The sequence below is a fragment of the Staphylococcus equorum genome (assembly GCF_029024965.1).
Classification (GTDB): domain Bacteria; phylum Bacillota; class Bacilli; order Staphylococcales; family Staphylococcaceae; genus Staphylococcus; species Staphylococcus equorum.
Window position 1 is genome coordinate 1,294,897 of record NZ_CP118982.1, and the last position, 16,230, is coordinate 1,311,126.

Consider the following 16,230-nt stretch of genomic DNA (forward strand, 5'->3'; position numbering starts at 1 on the left):
AAGGAGTGATTTTTTATTGCTAGATCAGTGGAACAATCTAAAAGAAATCATTTGTAAATACAAAGCAGTAGCTATAGCAATTTTAATTATCGTGGTCATTTTAATCGCTTGGTTGCTACAAAGTACTTTTACAAATGAAAATGATCATAAAATAGTAAATTCGAATGATGATATTACCACAAATACAGAAACACAACTAGAAACCAATGCAAAGCATACAAAAAATAGTACTGAACAAGCTAAAAAGATTAAAACAGAAGATATTTTTGTGGACATCAAAGGTGCTGTGAAGCATCCTGATATTTATATGATGAAATCTTCTGATAGAATTAAGCAACTTTTAGATAGAGCAATCGTTACTGAGGATGCTGATTTGTCAAAAATAAATTTAGCTGAAAAGTTGGTGGATCAAAAGTTGATTTATATTCCAAAGAAAGAGGAAACGATAAATTCAAATCAACAAATCAATGAAACTAATACCACAAATAAAAATGTAAGTTCAAATTCAACAAAAGTTACTGACAATAGCGCTAATCAGGAAAAAATAAATATTAACACTGCTTCAGAACCAGAGCTATTAACAGTTCCTGGCATCGGTCCTTCAAAAGCTAAATCTATTTTAGAATATAGAGAGCAAAATGGTGCTTTTGAATCTATCGAACAATTAACAGAAGTTAAAGGAATTGGAGCAAAGACGCTTGAAAAATTAGGCTCATATTTTACAACATAGATTTTTATTGCAATATAACTCAATACAAATTAACCTATAGTTACTCATAAAATAAATAATTACTATTAACGGAGGTATAACATCATGGATCGCATTAAATGGGAAGAATACTTTATGGCTCAAAGTCATTTATTGGCGTTACGTTCCACTTGTCAACGTTTATCTGTTGGCGCAACAATTGTTAAAGATAATAGAATCATTGCTGGTGGTTACAATGGCTCAGTTTCGGGCGAAGTTCATTGTATTGATGAGGATTGTTTGTTAGAGGATGGTCATTGTATACGTACAATACATGCTGAAATGAATGCATTACTACAATGTGCCAAACAAGGGGTGTCAACAGACGGAGCAACGATATATGTCACACATTTCCCTTGCCTAAATTGTACGAAATCAATCATCCAAGCTGGTATTCAAACAATTTATTACGCTGAAGACTATCACAATCATTCATATGCATTAAAGTTACTAGACCAATCAGGTATCGATTATAAAAAAATAGCATTTAATCAAGAGCATGTAGCACAATACCTTACCAATAAATAGGCACTGATTTACTATGCAATTGCTTATTTAGTTGGTCTTTTATGGCTACATGTTAAATTATTATCGATATTTTTATGTGGTATCTTAATTTTTTTAGTGATACTTAAAAGGTTAAAGTGGTTCCAAATTTTATTTGTTTTAATCATACCATTCATTAGTTATATGATGTTTCAGAGTAATTTAATAAGTGAGAATAAAGCACGTGCAGCCTACTTAAATCAAAATATCGAAGTAGGTGCACAATTTGTGACTAAACCTATTCTGGAACATCAAAAGCTACATGGTAAAGTTAAAATTAATAATAAAAAATATAACTATTACTTTTATGTTAATAACAACATTAACAGTAATAAATACATACAGCTATATCAAAAGACATGTAACGTGAAAGCAATATTAAAACCATTAAATCAGTCCTCATATAGCCCGGTTTCACTTTTTATTAATACAATTGATTTTGAAAGTTGCAAAGTAAACAATTCGAATTATCATGCTATTTTAGATAGGCATAAACAATATATTTTCGAACGTTTAAGTCACACCAAGATCAAACATCCAGAGAAAATTATTGCATTAATTAGTGGAGATACCTCAAAAATTAATAATAATGAATTAGATAAATTCAAAGAAATTGGTATATATCATTTATTAGCAGTAAGTGGCACTCATATTGCAGCGATCATAGGCATTTTAATATACGTATTAAATATTTTTAAGTGTCCGTTAGCCTATATCAAGATGATATTATTTATTATTCTCCCGATATATGCTCTTTATACTGATTTAGCTCCTAGTGCTGTGAGATCAATTTTAGCAGCCTTAATAATTATTATAATTCCTAAAGCAATTATAAAAAATCCAATGAATGTACTCGCACTTTTATTTATAATCTTAACGATTATTTCTCCTGCTTACGCCTATAATATAGGCTTCCAATTTTCTTTTTTAATTACATTCTTCATACTTTTTACATTGCCATTAATAGCTCAATCCTCACCGATAAAATCGCTACTAATTATTACTATAATAGCTCAGTTAGGCTCATTTATGATTAGCGCTATTTATTTTAACCAGATTCAATGGCTTGGTTTTTTAGCAAATCTTATTTTTGTTCCTTTTTACACTATTGTACTATTTCCACTTGTAATTTTCTTTTTTATTATAAGCCACTTTCCATTTGAAATAATGACTTTAACTTATTTGCTTAATTTAATTTTAAAGTTACATGATTTTCTTTTGGAAATATTTATTAATTTAAGTTCATACAAATGGTATATACCAGAGTTAAATGACTTAAATATCACTTTAGGATTTGTGCTCATATTTGGGTGTTTAATATTATTTGCACATAGATTTTATAGTCTATTTATTTGTTCATTTGTTTTATTGTATATAGTCGTTACGATATTGCCATTATCTAATGATTATAAATTGACAATGCTTGATGTTGGGCAGGGAGATGCTATTTTATTTGAGACAAATAGACAAGAGAGTTTATTGATTGATACGGGTGGCAAGTTATTGCAAGAAGGAGAGTCAAGCCAACACAATATCTCAAAGTTTCATATACTACCGACTTTGAAAAAACATGGTATTAAAAAAATAGATTATTTAATTGTTACTCACCCACATATAGATCATATGGGAGAACTTAATTTTTTGATTGAAAAATACCCTGTAAAAAATATAATAATTAATAAAAAAAGTTACCATTTGAAAGAACTAAAATCATTAGTTAATATATGCAAAAGCTATAACATAAAATTATTGGACTTTAAATCAATGCAAAGTTTTTCACTTAACAAAGCGAAAATTAAATTATTAGATGCCACAATTACAACATCGAATGATCTAAATGAACAATCAATTATTACATTAATTGAATATGATAAATTCAAGATTTTACTTATGGGTGATGCTTCAAAAAATAATGAACAGTTATTGTTAAATAAGTATCACCTTGAAAATATTGATATTTTAAAAGTAGGACACCATGGTAGTAAAACAAGTTCTAGCGCATCTTTTATAGATACACTTCAGCCGAAAATAAGTCTGATTTCTGTTGGTCGAAATAATAGATATAAATTACCCAACAAAGAAATAGTAGAACGCTTAAAAAGCATTAATTCTCAAGTTCTACAAACAAGTGAAAATGGAGAAATTTCTATTACATTAAATTCTAATTTTGAACTTAGTGCTAATCTGAAACAATGATTTTATGTAGAGAGATAAAGCACTGCATGATATAATGATTAAATGTGTAATAGTGATGAAAGGGTGCTACATATGAGCAATAATATAATTACAATATACGGAGAAGTGCCTGAATTAATTGAAAAGAAATCTACAGAAGTAATTGAAAAATATTTAGATACTCCAAAAGATGATTTCAATTTTGTTAAATATAACCTATATGAAAGCGATTTATCGCCAATTATAGAAGAAGCTTTAACGATGCCATTTTTCTCAGATAAAAAGGCAGTATTAGTTCAAAATGCATATGTATTTACTGGTGAAAAAGCGCCTAAAGATGTAAATCATAATATAGATCAACTCATGGAATTTATAGAAAAATACGATGGTGAGAGCATGATTGTCTTCGAAGTTTATCATTCTAAACTTGATGAACGAAAAAAATTAGTGAAGTCTCTGAAGAAGCATGCTCAATTAAAAAAAATTGAACAAATGTCTGAAGATGAAATTAAAAATTGGATTAAAAATGAATTGCATGGAAATTATAAAGATATAAAACAAGATGCTTTAGATTTATTTATAGAATTAACTGGTATTAATTTCAATATAGTAAAGCAAGAAATTGAAAAATTGATTCTTTTTCTAGGAGATAGACCAACGATAAACAAACAAGATGTCCAACAAATTGTAAACAGGAGTCTTGAACAGAATGTGTTTTTACTGACAGAATACATCCAAAAAAATAATAAGGCCAAAGCAATACGATTAGTAAAAGATTTAATTGCAATGAAGGAAGAACCTATTAAATTATTAGCACTTATTACGAGTAATTATCGTTTATTTTATCAAAGTAAAATATTGAGTCAAAAGGGTTATAGTGGACAACAAATTGCAAAAACAATAAATGTACACCCTTATAGAGTGAAATTAGCATTAAATCAGGCAAGACATTATCAATTAGAAGGTTTATTGAATATTATTGATAATTGTGCGGAGACAGACTATAAATTAAAATCTTCTTATATGGATAAACATTTAATATTAGAATTATTTATTCTATCACTTTAATTTTAAATGTTTGAGCTAATATTATTTGAAAGTTAATACAAGTTTAAATTCTTTAATAATACAAAAAAGCCTGAAGCCACAGTGGCTCAGACTTCTTTGTTATTCGTATATTTATTTACGCAAATAAAAAGTTCAAGCCATGGCTTGAACTTTTTTATTATTTAGCAGCTGTCATAAGTGAAGATTTGATACGATCAGCTTTGTTTGAGTGGATTAAGTTGCGTTGAGCAGCTTTATCTACTTTTTTCAAAGCGAAGTTTACTAAGTCAGCTTTGTTGTCAGCATTTGATTCAATTGCTGTGTGTGCTCTTTTAACTGCTGTACGCATTTCATTTTTTTGTGAAATGTTACGCTCTTCAGCAGTACGGTTTGTATTAACACGTTTAATTGCAGATTTGATGTTTGGCATGTGTGTCACCTCCTAATAATGATTTCGCTATCAAAATGAATTTGATTACAACAAGAAATATTTTATCAAAATGAGCGCCTTTCTGCAATCATTTATTTATCGCAGGCGCATAGAATCGATGAAAATGGTACAATACTATTTGGAAAAGAAGAACATTCACTCTATAATGCAAAGTAGAATACAATATCAAGTATATCAATTATTTACGGAAAATAGTAAAAAATCGTAGTAAATTTGCAATTACCTACTAAAAACGTTATTATATCAAAGAATGTCATACATATTTACGGGCTAGAATTATGAAAGTGAGAAGGATAATACATGGATAAACAAGACCGTTTCAATAAACGCGAAAATATTAGAAACTTTTCTATTATCGCACATATAGACCATGGTAAATCTACGTTAGCTGATAGGATTTTAGAAAACACGAAATCAGTTGAATCGAGAGATATGCACGCGCAATTGCTAGATTCCATGGATTTAGAACAAGAACGTGGTATTACAATTAAATTAAATGCTGTTCGCTTAAAGTATGAAGCTAAAGATGGTGAAATATACACATTCCATCTTATTGACACACCTGGACACGTAGATTTTACATACGAAGTGTCTAGATCATTAGCTGCTTGTGAAGGAGCAATCTTAGTAGTTGATGCAGCGCAAGGAATTGAAGCACAAACATTAGCTAACGTTTACTTAGCTCTAGATAACGAATTGGAGTTATTGCCTGTAATTAACAAGATAGATTTACCTGCAGCAGAGCCAGAACGTGTGAAGCAGGAATTAGAAGATGTCATCGGTATCGATAAAGACGAGGTTGTGCTAGCAAGTGCAAAATCTAATATTGGTATAGAAGATATACTCGAAAAAATTGTTGAAGTTGTTCCTCCACCACAAGGCGATCCTGAAGCACCGTTAAAAGCACTTATCTTTGATTCTGAGTATGATCCTTATAGAGGCGTTATTTCATCTATAAGAGTTGTGGAAGGTACGGTTAAACCTGGAGACCGCATTAAAATGATGGCTACAGGTAAGGATTTCGAAGTTACTGAAGTTGGTATTAATACGCCAAAACAATTAGCTGTAGAAGAACTTACTGTTGGTGATGTAGGGTACATTATAGCTAGTATTAAAAATGTTGACGACTCACGTGTTGGTGATACAATCACGCATGTCAGACGTCCTGCAGAACAAGCACTACAAGGTTATAAAAAAATGAACCCGATGGTATTCTGTGGTTTATTCCCTATAGATAACAAAGATTACAATGACTTGCGTGAGGCATTAGAAAAATTACAATTAAATGATGCCTCATTAGAATTCGAACCTGAATCATCACAAGCATTAGGCTTTGGTTATCGTACTGGTTTCTTAGGTATGCTTCATATGGAAATTATTCAAGAACGTATTGAACGTGAATTTGGTATTGCACTTATTGCAACAGCACCGTCAGTAATCTATCAATGTATTATGAAAACAGGCGAAGAAGTTACTGTTGATAATCCAGCTAATATGCCTGAAAGAGACAAAATTGATACGATTTATGAACCATTTGTTAGAGCTACTATGATGGTACCTAATGATTATGTTGGTGCTGTAATGGAATTATGTCAGAGTAAACGTGGACAATTTGTAAATATGGAATACATGGATGATATTCGCGTAAATATTATTTACGAAATTCCATTATCAGAAGTGGTTTTTGATTTCTTCGACCAACTTAAATCTAATACTAAAGGTTATGCTTCTTTTGATTATGAATTTATTGATAACAAAGAAAGTGACTTAGTAAAAATGGACATATTGCTAAATGGCGAAAAAGTAGATGCTTTAAGCTTTATAGTACATAAAGAATTCGCATATGACCGTGGCAAAATGTTAGTTGAAAAATTAAAAACACTAATTCCAAGACAACAATTTGAGGTCCCTGTTCAAGCAGCAGTTGGCCAAAAGATTGTTGCACGTACAAATATTAAATCGATGGGTAAAAACGTATTGTCTAAATGTTACGGCGGAGATATCAGCCGTAAGAAAAAATTATTAGAAAAACAAAAAGCCGGAAAAGCTAAAATGAAATCTGTAGGTAACGTTGAGATTCCTCAAGATGCATTCCTAGCAGTTCTTAAGATGGATGAAGATTAATATAAATTAAACATTGGGGCCTTAAATCCATTCGATTTATGCCCCAGTTTTTTGTTGTGTTCTCACATCTTCAAAAAATGAAAGTAGGTGAACGCAATATGGAAGTGAAAAGTGCTTATATCCATATTCCTTTTTGCGTGAGGATTTGTACGTATTGTGATTTCAACAAGTACTTTATACAAAACCAACCAGTTGATACGTATTTAGATTGTTTAATCACTGAAATGCAGCAAAGTGAAGTCAGAAAATTAGAAACAGTTTTTGTTGGAGGCGGTACGCCTACAGCACTTGATTATCAACAACTCAAAAAATTATTAGTAGCTATTACAGATACTTTTGAAATAAAAGGAGAATTTAGCTTTGAAGCAAACCCCGATGAATTAACAATTGAAAAAGTTCAATTGCTTAAAGATTATGGTGTTAATAGGTTGTCTATGGGTGTTCAAACATTTAAACCAGAATTATTAGACATACTCGGTAGAACACACAAAACAGAAGATATTTATCAATCGGTTGCTAATGCTCGTCAAGTTGGCATTCCATCTATTAGTTTAGATTTAATGTATCATTTACCGAACCAAACTCTAGAAGATTTTCAAGATAGTCTAGAAAAGGCTTTGTCGATGGATATTGATCATATATCGAGTTACGGTTTGATATTAGAACCCAAAACAAAATTTTATAATATGTATAGAAAAGGCCAATTGAAAGTTCCTAATGAAGATATTGGTGAAGAAATGTACGAATATCTACTAGAAAGAATGGAACAATCAGAGATGCATCAATATGAAATATCTAATTTTGGTAAAGTTGGACATGAATCCGAACACAATAAAGTGTATTGGAAAAATGAAGGCTATTATGGCTTTGGTGCTGGCGCAAGTGGTTATGTAAATGGAGAGCGTTATAATAATGTAAATCCAGTAAACCATTACATTAAAAAAGTACAAAATAATGAACGCCCCTTATTAGATTCAACATTTCCTACCGAAACAGAGCAAATGGAAGAAGAAATGTTTTTAGGCTTACGGATGAATATAGGTGTGGATAAAGACAAGTTTTCACAGAAATTTGGAAAAACATTAGAAGAAGTCTATGGTCAAACTATAGAAGACTTAATTCAACGTGAACTTTTAATTGAGCAAAACGGACATATCACAATGACTGAACGTGGAAAAGTCATTGGAAATATTGTCTTTGAAGCATTTTTATTAAATGTATAAAAAAATTAAAATTGAATGCTTTAACATTGACTTACTTTGACCAATTTGATAAATTATAATTAGCACTTGGAACAAAAGAGTGCTAATGAGGTGAAAACATGATTAGCGATAGACAATTGAGCATACTTAATGCAATTGTTGAAGATTATGTTGATTTAGGTCATCCAATTGGTTCAAAAACGCTGATTGAACGACACAAATTGAATTTTAGTCCTGCAACTATTCGAAACGAGATGAAGCATCTCGAAGACCTTGAATTGATTGAGAAGACACATACTTCATCAGGGCGATCACCATCACAGTCAGGCATCAGATATTATGTGAATCAATTATTGCAACAAACATCTCATCAACAGCAAACAAAAATTCAACGTTTGAGTGATTTACTAGTTGATAATCATTATGACATTTCCTCAGCACTGAGCGAATTTGCAAATGAACTTTCAATTGCATCTCAATATACAACGTTGGTAATGCGTCCAAATCACAAAAAAGATATAATTAATAACATTCATTTGATTCGAGCAAATGCCTATTTGGTTATAATGGTAGTCGTGTTCACATCCGGTCATGTAGAACATCTGCATTTAGCATCCGATGTTCCGTTATCTAATGACGAACTAACAAAAATTTCGAATTTTGTTACTGCTAAATATGATGAATGGAATCATCATCGTTTTGAAAATGAGTTAGATGCTTTTGTTAATTCTGAATTAGAGAAGCATTTTATCAAAGATATGCTAAGTACAATCGAGATTCATTTTGATAATCAAAGTAATGGCATTTTTATGGGCGGAAAGGTTAAACTAATTGATGCGTTGAATGAAACGAACGTGTCATCGATTCAACCTATTTTGCAATATATAGAATCGAATAAAATTACACAATTACTTGATGATATGTCTAATTCGACAATAAACGTCAAAATTGGACATGAAATAGAATCAAGTTTGAGTGGTATTTCTATCGTCACAAGTCAGTATCACATTGACGATAGATTAAAAGGGCAAATTGCGGTTATCGGACCAACAGCAATGAATTATCAGAACGTAATACGATTACTAAATACGATTTGGTAATTAAGTATTGTATTGGAGGGCGGAAAATGACAGAAAAAAATGAATCAGTATTTGATCAAGAAGCAAATGAAGATGTAACAGATAACGAGCAAAATACATCTGCTGTAAATACTGATGAAACTACAGATGCATCACAAGATAATCTGCAGGAGGACGATTCACAAGAAACTACTGAAGATGTGGATCCTAAAGATGAAGAAATTCAACAATTAAAACAAGATGTTCAAGAAAATGAAGAAAAGTATTTAAGATTATACGCAGAGTTTGAAAATTACAAGCGTAGAATCCAAAAAGAAAATCAAACAATGAAAGCATATAAAGCGCAAGATGTGCTTAATGATATTTTACCAACAATAGATAACATTGAGCGTGCGCTACAAATTGAAGGCGAAAATGAACAATTCCAATCACTTAAAAAAGGTGTGGAAATGATTCATGAAAGCTTAATTAATGCATTAAAAGAAAATGGTTTAGAATTAATTGAAACTGAAGGTCATCAATTTGACCCGAACGTTCATCAAGCTGTAGTTCAAGATGATAACCCTGATTTTGAATCAGGCGAAATCACTCAAGAGCTACAAAAAGGTTATAAACTAAAAGAACGTGTATTAAGACCTTCAATGGTTAAAGTAAATCAATAGGTTTTAATATTGATGAAAACACCAATTTATACAAACAAACAGGAGGAAATTATTTATGAGTAAAGTAATAGGTATTGACTTAGGTACAACAAATTCATGTGTTTCAATTTTAGAAGGCGATGAGCCAAAAGTAATTCAAAACCCTGAAGGTGCAAGAACTACACCATCAGTAGTTGCATTTAAAAATGATGAAACTCAAGTAGGTGAAGTTGCTAAACGTCAAGCAATCACAAACCCTAATACAATCCAATCAATTAAACGTCACATGGGTACGAATTACAAAGTTGATGTTGAAGGTAAATCATACACACCTCAAGAAATCTCAGCAATGGTATTACAAAACCTTAAAGGTACAGCTGAAGATTATCTTGGTGAAAAAGTAGAAAAGGCAGTTATTACTGTTCCTGCATATTTCAACGACAGTGAACGTCAAGCAACTAAAGATGCTGGTAAAATCGCTGGGTTAGAAGTAGAACGTATTATTAACGAACCAACTGCAGCAGCTTTAGCATACGGTTTAGACAAAACAGAACAAGAAGAAAAAGTATTAGTTTTTGACTTAGGTGGCGGTACATTTGACGTTTCAATCCTTGAATTAGGTGACGGCGTATTCGAAGTGCTTTCTACTGCAGGTGACAACAAACTAGGCGGAGATGACTTTGATGAAGTAATCATTAACTATTTAGTTTCTGAATTCAAAAAAGAAAACGGCGTAGATTTATCAAAAGATAAAATGGCTTTACAACGTCTTAAAGACGCTGCTGAAAAAGCTAAAAAAGATTTATCTGGCGTTTCTCAAACTCAAATTTCACTACCATTTATTTCAGCTGGAGAAAATGGTCCATTACACTTAGAAATTAATTTAACTCGTGCTAAATTTGAAGAATTGGCTGATGATTTAATCAGAAGAACAATGGTACCAACTCGCCAAGCAATGAGCGATGCAGGTTTATCAAGTTCAGACATTGATGAAGTTATCTTAGTTGGTGGTTCTACAAGAATCCCAGCAGTTCAAGAAGCTGTTAAAAAAGAAGTAGGTAAAGAACCTAATAAAGGCGTTAACCCTGATGAAGTTGTTGCTATGGGTGCAGCAATCCAAGGTGGCGTAATCACTGGTGATGTTAAAGACGTAGTATTATTAGACGTTACACCATTATCATTAGGTATTGAAATCATGGGTGGACGTATGAACACACTTATCGAAAGAAATACGACAATCCCAACATCTAAATCACAAGTATACTCAACAGCAGCAGATAACCAACCAGCAGTTGATATTCACGTGTTACAAGGTGAACGTCCAATGGCATCAGACAATAAAACACTTGGTAGATTCCAATTAACTGATATTCCAGCAGCTCCACGTGGCGTACCTCAAATCGAAGTTACTTTCGATATCGATAAAAATGGTATTGTAAACGTTACTGCTAAGGACTTAGGAACAAATAAAGAGCAAAATATCACAATCCAATCTAGCTCTTCACTATCAGATGATGAAATCGATCGTATGGTTAAAGATGCTGAAGAAAACGCTGACGCTGACCAAAAACGTCGCGAAGAAAGTGATACAAGAAACGAAGCAGACAGCTTAGTATTCCAAGTTGAAAAAACGATCACTGATTTAGGTGAAAACATCAGCGAAGAAGACAAACAAAATGCTGAAGAGAAAAAAGAAGCATTAAAATCAGCACTTGAAGGCGAAGATATTGAAGATATCAAAGCTAAAAAAGAAGAATTAGAAAAAGTAGTTCAAGACTTATCAACAAAAGTATACGAACAAGCTGCTCAAGCTCAACAACAAGCACAAGGTGAAGAAGCAAATGCTTCTCAAGATAGTGATGTTGAAGATGCTGATTTCAAAGAAGTAAAAGACGACGACAACCAAGACAACCAAAAATAAGTATAGTCATTGACTAATTAATTGTTATTAATAGAAAAATATGACACAATTGCTTAGCCAAATTAAGTCAAAGTCAATTGAACATTGGCTTTGACTTTTTCCTTTTTTTAAAATGATTTAATAAAACTGTAAAAGGAGAGATATTAGTGGCCAAAAAAGATTATTATGAAGTCTTAGGTGTCAGCAAAGGCGCTTCTAAAGATGAAATTAAAAAGGCTTATCGTAAATTATCAAAGAAGTATCACCCAGATATTAATCAAGAAGAAGGTTCTGATGAGAAGTTTAAAGAAATCTCTGAAGCCTATGAAACATTAAGTGATGAAAATAAACGCGCAAATTATGACCAATTTGGACATGATGGTCCTCAAGGTGGCTTTGGCGGCCAAGGATTCGGTGGCCAAGACTTTAGTGGCTTTGGTGGCGGCGGTTTCGAAGATATATTCAGTTCATTCTTTGGTGGCGGACGTCAACAACGTGATCCTAACGCTCCAAGAAAGGGCGATGACTTACAGTATACGATGACAGTTACGTTTGATGAAGCTGTTTTCGGTAGTGAAAAAGAAATTTCGATCCGTAAAGATGTGTCTTGTCACACTTGTGATGGTGCAGGTGCTAAACCAGGAACTAAAAAGAAAACTTGTCAATACTGTAGTGGTGCTGGACATGTGTCTGTAGAACAAAATACAATACTTGGTAGAGTTAGAACTGAAAAAGTTTGTCCAGTATGTAGTGGTTCTGGCCAAGAGTTTGAAGAACCATGTCCAACATGTAAAGGTAAAGGTACTGAGAATAAAAATGTTAAAATCAGTGTCACAATCCCTGAAGGTGTAGATAATGAACAACAAATTAGATTAGCTGGTGAAGGTGCTCCTGGAGAAAATGGTGGCCCTCAAGGTGATTTGTATATTGTATTTAGAGTTAAACCTTCAGAAAAATTTGAAAGAGATGGCGATGATATTTATTATTCACTTGATATTAGTATCGCTCAAGCATCACTAGGTGACGAGGTTAAAGTGCCGACGCTTAATAGTAGCGTGATGTTAACAATTCCAGCAGGTACGCAAACTGGAAAACAATTCCGTCTAAAAGAAAAAGGAATTAAGAATGTTCATGGCTACGGCTATGGCGACTTATTTATCAATATAAATGTCGTAACACCAAGTAAAATGAGTGATCGACAAAAAGAATTATTAAGAGAATTTGCCGAAATTGATGGTGAAGAAATTTCTGAACAAGCATCAAATTTTAGAGACAAAGCTAAAAGATTCTTTAAAGGAGATTAGAATATGAATTGGACCGAGATATCAATCATCGCTAATCATGAAGCAACGCCTATAATTACTAATATATTGGAAGATTTTGGTTCAAATGGTGTCGTTATAGAGGACTCTCATGACTTAAATCACGACTTTGAGGATAAATATGGCGAGCTATATGCGCTTAATGCTAATGATTATCCTAAGCAAGGGGTCAGGCTTAAAGCGTATTTCAATGAACTGAAATATACTGAAACGTTTAGAAAAGCGCTTTTCAATGAAATTTCGCAAGTTGAATCTCTAGATAACTCTAGTTTTAACTACGAAGAGCAAATGCTTCAAGAACAAGATTGGGAAAATGAATGGAAAAATTATTTTCATCCATTTCGTGCATCAAAACAATTTACGATAGTCCCTAGTTGGGAAACATATCAAAAAGAAGATGATAGTGAATTGTGCATAGAATTGGACCCAGGTATGGCATTCGGTACAGGCGATCATCCTACAACGAGCATGTGTTTAAAAGCAATTGAAACTTATGTGGAGCCGAGTGATTCAGTTATAGATGTTGGTACAGGTTCAGGGATATTAAGTATTGCTGCACATCTTTTAGGTGTTAAACGTATTAAAGCATTAGACGTTGATGAAATGGCAGTGAAAGTTGCTAAAGAAAATTTTATGAAAAATCATTGTGATAAGGCAATTGAAGCAGTTCCTGGAAATTTACTAACAGAGGAAACTGAAAAATTTGATGTTGTTGTCGCCAATATTTTAGCTCATATTATTGAAGAAATGATCGAAGATGCTTATAACGTTTTAAATAAAGATGGTTATTTTATAACTTCTGGTATTATAGAAGAAAAACATGAATCTATTGTAAATCATATGAAGCGTAGTGGTTTTGAAATTGTTTCTATTAATCACGATAACAGTTGGGTTTGTATCGTTGGACAGAAAGTGAGCGAATAACAATGCAAAGATACTTTATTGACCAAAACGCTGATGTAAATCAGCGTTTTTTCATTACTGATAAAGGTGACATACATCATATATCCAATGTGATGCGTCATCAAACTGGTGAAAAAATAATTATTACATTTGTGGATCAGAATGTTTATAAGTGTGAAATTATCGATATAGCTACTGAAGGTATTGAACTTTCATTAGTAGAAAAAATTGATATTGATACTGAATTACCTCAACATATTACGATTTGTAGTGGTTTAATTAAAGCTGATAAATATGAGTGGATGCTCCAAAAATCGACAGAGTTAGGCGCAAATCATTTCATAGCTGCTGGTATGAAACGTTCAGTGGTTAAATTAAATGATAGTAAGATTGATAAAAAATTAGAGCGCTGGCAAAAGATTATTAAAGAAGCAGCTGAACAAAGCTATCGTTTAGCAATACCATCCATAACTTATGAAGCGAGTTTAAAAGTAGTTTATGATTATATCGATGAATACGATTATGTACTCATCGCTTATGAAAATGCTGCGAAAACTGGTGAAACACACAATTTTAAGTCTGTAGTTCGTGAAATGAAATCTGGTGACCATGTATTAGTTATATTTGGGCCAGAAGGTGGTTTATCAGAAGATGAAGTGGCATTGTTCGATGGTAAGGCGTATCAAATTGGTCTAGGGCCAAGGATTTTAAGAGCAGAAACTGCACCACTTTATGTATTAAGTGCTGTAAGTTTTGAAAAAGATTTATTAGATTAACATTAAAAATTATCATGTATTAAATTATACGATGTCTACATTTCAGTACAAATTTATGCTTTAAATTAAAAAAATGTAAATTTTACTAATTGACCACTTTAATCAGATATATTATACTGATTAATACATGGTCATAACCATGAAATGATAATAAAGTTTCGTTGATATTTGGAGGGAGGGAAATACACATGTCTAAAACAACAGTTAAGAGTAATGAATCACTTGAAGATGCGTTACGTCGTTTCAAACGTACAGTTTCTAAAAGCGGTACAATTCAAGAAGTTCGTAAGCGTGAATATTACGAAAAACCTAGTGTTAAACGTAAGAAAAAATCAGAAGCTGCGCGTAAACGTAAATAGTATTTACTAACAGTAGCTTGCACGTAAACGAATATTCTAATAATTAATTGTGTCGTTGACTCCCTCAACACCAACATTAATTATAAATAGTAATAGTCTTAGTTGTTCAACAGCTAAGACTATTATTTTTTTATAAATTCAGGTTCATGATTTGAAAAAATTAATATAATTAACATTTATGCTATAAACGCTATAATCATACATTCATTTCATGTATAATCAAGTTGAGAGCGAGGTGATAGAGTGATTCCTTCGAGTAGTATACATACAATATTTTCAGTCAACTTTGTTGAACAAGGAAATTGGATTGATAATGTTGCAAGCGTTATCGTCAGTCCGTTTGGAGCTTTAATTTTAACTTGTATTATCTTCCTAGGATTTTTATATCAATTATACTCTAATAAGATAAATATTGTGGGTATCGTTGCCACATTAGCCTTATTAATACTCTTTTTAGGGTTTTTTGTAAAAGGCGATGTCAACTTGTATTCAATCATCTTATTTGGAATCGGTGTCATATTGGTAATAATAGAACTTTTTGTTGTTGGTGCGATTATCGGTATTATCGGTATGGGGCTAATAATTTTTAGTATTATTACTTTAGGTGACAATTTAATTTATATGATTGCTAGTGTAGTTGTAGCATTGATATTATCAATCATAGAGTGGGTGATACTAGTGAAAATTTTCAAACGTAAGATACCGTTTTTAGATAAAGTAGTTTTGAAGGATTCTACAAATGCAGAGGCAGGCTACACTTCACATGAAGATCGCTCTCATTTAGTTGGTCTTACTGCTACTACGTTAACAGATTTAAGACCAGCAGGAATCATTACACTCAACAATGAACGTATCGACGCAGTTTCTGATGGATCATTTATTTTGCGAAATAAAGCAGTAACCATTTTAGAAGTTGAAGGTACTAGAGTTGTTGTTAGAGAAAACGAATCATAAAGG

The 16,230-nt window shown here is 32.1% G+C and carries 15 protein-coding genes; 14 read left to right on the forward strand and 1 reads right to left on the reverse strand.

Features of this window, described 5'->3' with window-relative positions:
- The first annotated feature begins 16 nt into the window (after positions 1–16).
- The 4 genes from PYW44_RS06305 to holA all read left to right on the forward strand — a co-directional run bounded on the left by PYW44_RS06305 (position 17) and on the right by holA (position 4,537).
- A complete protein-coding gene (locus tag PYW44_RS06305; RefSeq protein WP_021339146.1) occupies positions 17–730 on the forward strand; it encodes a helix-hairpin-helix domain-containing protein in 714 nt (237 codons plus the stop codon).
- An 84-nt stretch (positions 731–814) separates the two neighbouring features.
- Positions 815–1,276 carry a ComE operon protein 2 gene (locus PYW44_RS06310; RefSeq protein ID WP_002507461.1) on the forward strand — a complete coding sequence of 154 codons (462 nt, stop codon included), beginning with the start codon at positions 815–817 and terminating at the stop codon, positions 1,274–1,276.
- Positions 1,277–1,441: 165 nt separating this feature from the next.
- Complete coding sequence (locus PYW44_RS06315) at positions 1,442–3,490, forward strand: DNA internalization-related competence protein ComEC/Rec2 (RefSeq protein ID WP_255157177.1); 2,049 nt, start codon at positions 1,442–1,444, stop codon at positions 3,488–3,490.
- Positions 3,491–3,562: 72 nt separating this feature from the next.
- Entirely contained in the window at positions 3,563–4,537 is a 975-nt protein-coding gene (holA, locus tag PYW44_RS06320; RefSeq protein WP_002507463.1) for a DNA polymerase III subunit delta, read from the forward strand.
- Positions 4,538–4,694: 157 nt separating this feature from the next.
- Here the strand turns inward: holA and rpsT are convergent, their stop codons facing one another.
- The gene (gene rpsT / locus PYW44_RS06325; RefSeq protein WP_002507464.1) at positions 4,695–4,946 is read right to left on the reverse strand and encodes a 30S ribosomal protein S20; all 252 of its coding nucleotides are present in this window, start codon (positions 4,944–4,946) and stop codon (positions 4,695–4,697) included.
- A gap of 321 nt (positions 4,947–5,267) precedes the next feature.
- Here rpsT and lepA point away from each other — a divergent pair, with 321 nt between their 5' ends.
- The 10 genes from lepA to PYW44_RS06375 all read left to right on the forward strand — a co-directional run bounded on the left by lepA (position 5,268) and on the right by PYW44_RS06375 (position 16,227).
- Positions 5,268–7,091, forward strand: coding sequence for a translation elongation factor 4 (gene lepA / locus PYW44_RS06330; RefSeq protein WP_021339276.1), 1,824 nt, complete (start codon positions 5,268–5,270; stop codon positions 7,089–7,091).
- Between the two features lie 98 nt (positions 7,092–7,189).
- On the forward strand, positions 7,190–8,314 hold the full coding sequence (gene hemW, locus PYW44_RS06335) for a radical SAM family heme chaperone HemW (protein WP_021339275.1): 1,125 nt from the start codon (positions 7,190–7,192) through the stop codon (positions 8,312–8,314).
- 98 nt (positions 8,315–8,412) lie between these two features.
- Positions 8,413–9,393 carry a heat-inducible transcriptional repressor HrcA gene (hrcA, locus tag PYW44_RS06340; RefSeq protein ID WP_021339274.1) on the forward strand — a complete coding sequence of 327 codons (981 nt, stop codon included), beginning with the start codon at positions 8,413–8,415 and terminating at the stop codon, positions 9,391–9,393.
- A gap of 26 nt (positions 9,394–9,419) precedes the next feature.
- The gene (grpE, locus tag PYW44_RS06345; protein ID WP_021339273.1) at positions 9,420–10,034 is read left to right on the forward strand and encodes a nucleotide exchange factor GrpE; all 615 of its coding nucleotides are present in this window, start codon (positions 9,420–9,422) and stop codon (positions 10,032–10,034) included.
- A gap of 55 nt (positions 10,035–10,089) precedes the next feature.
- The gene (dnaK, locus tag PYW44_RS06350) at positions 10,090–11,934 is read left to right on the forward strand and encodes a molecular chaperone DnaK (RefSeq protein ID WP_021339272.1); all 1,845 of its coding nucleotides are present in this window, start codon (positions 10,090–10,092) and stop codon (positions 11,932–11,934) included.
- A 146-nt stretch (positions 11,935–12,080) separates the two neighbouring features.
- Entirely contained in the window at positions 12,081–13,217 is a 1,137-nt protein-coding gene (gene dnaJ, locus PYW44_RS06355) for a molecular chaperone DnaJ (protein ID WP_002507470.1), read from the forward strand.
- A 3-nt stretch (positions 13,218–13,220) separates the two neighbouring features.
- Positions 13,221–14,159, forward strand: a complete 939-nt coding sequence (gene prmA / locus PYW44_RS06360) for a 50S ribosomal protein L11 methyltransferase (protein ID WP_021339271.1) — start codon at positions 13,221–13,223, stop codon at positions 14,157–14,159.
- Positions 14,160–14,161: 2 nt separating this feature from the next.
- A complete protein-coding gene (locus PYW44_RS06365; protein ID WP_021339270.1) occupies positions 14,162–14,914 on the forward strand; it encodes a 16S rRNA (uracil(1498)-N(3))-methyltransferase in 753 nt (250 codons plus the stop codon).
- 188 nt (positions 14,915–15,102) lie between these two features.
- Entirely contained in the window at positions 15,103–15,273 is a 171-nt protein-coding gene (gene rpsU / locus PYW44_RS06370; protein ID WP_002507473.1) for a 30S ribosomal protein S21, read from the forward strand.
- Between the two features lie 243 nt (positions 15,274–15,516).
- A complete protein-coding gene (locus PYW44_RS06375) occupies positions 15,517–16,227 on the forward strand; it encodes an NfeD family protein (protein WP_002507474.1) in 711 nt (236 codons plus the stop codon).
- Positions 16,228–16,230: the final 3 nt, after the last annotated feature.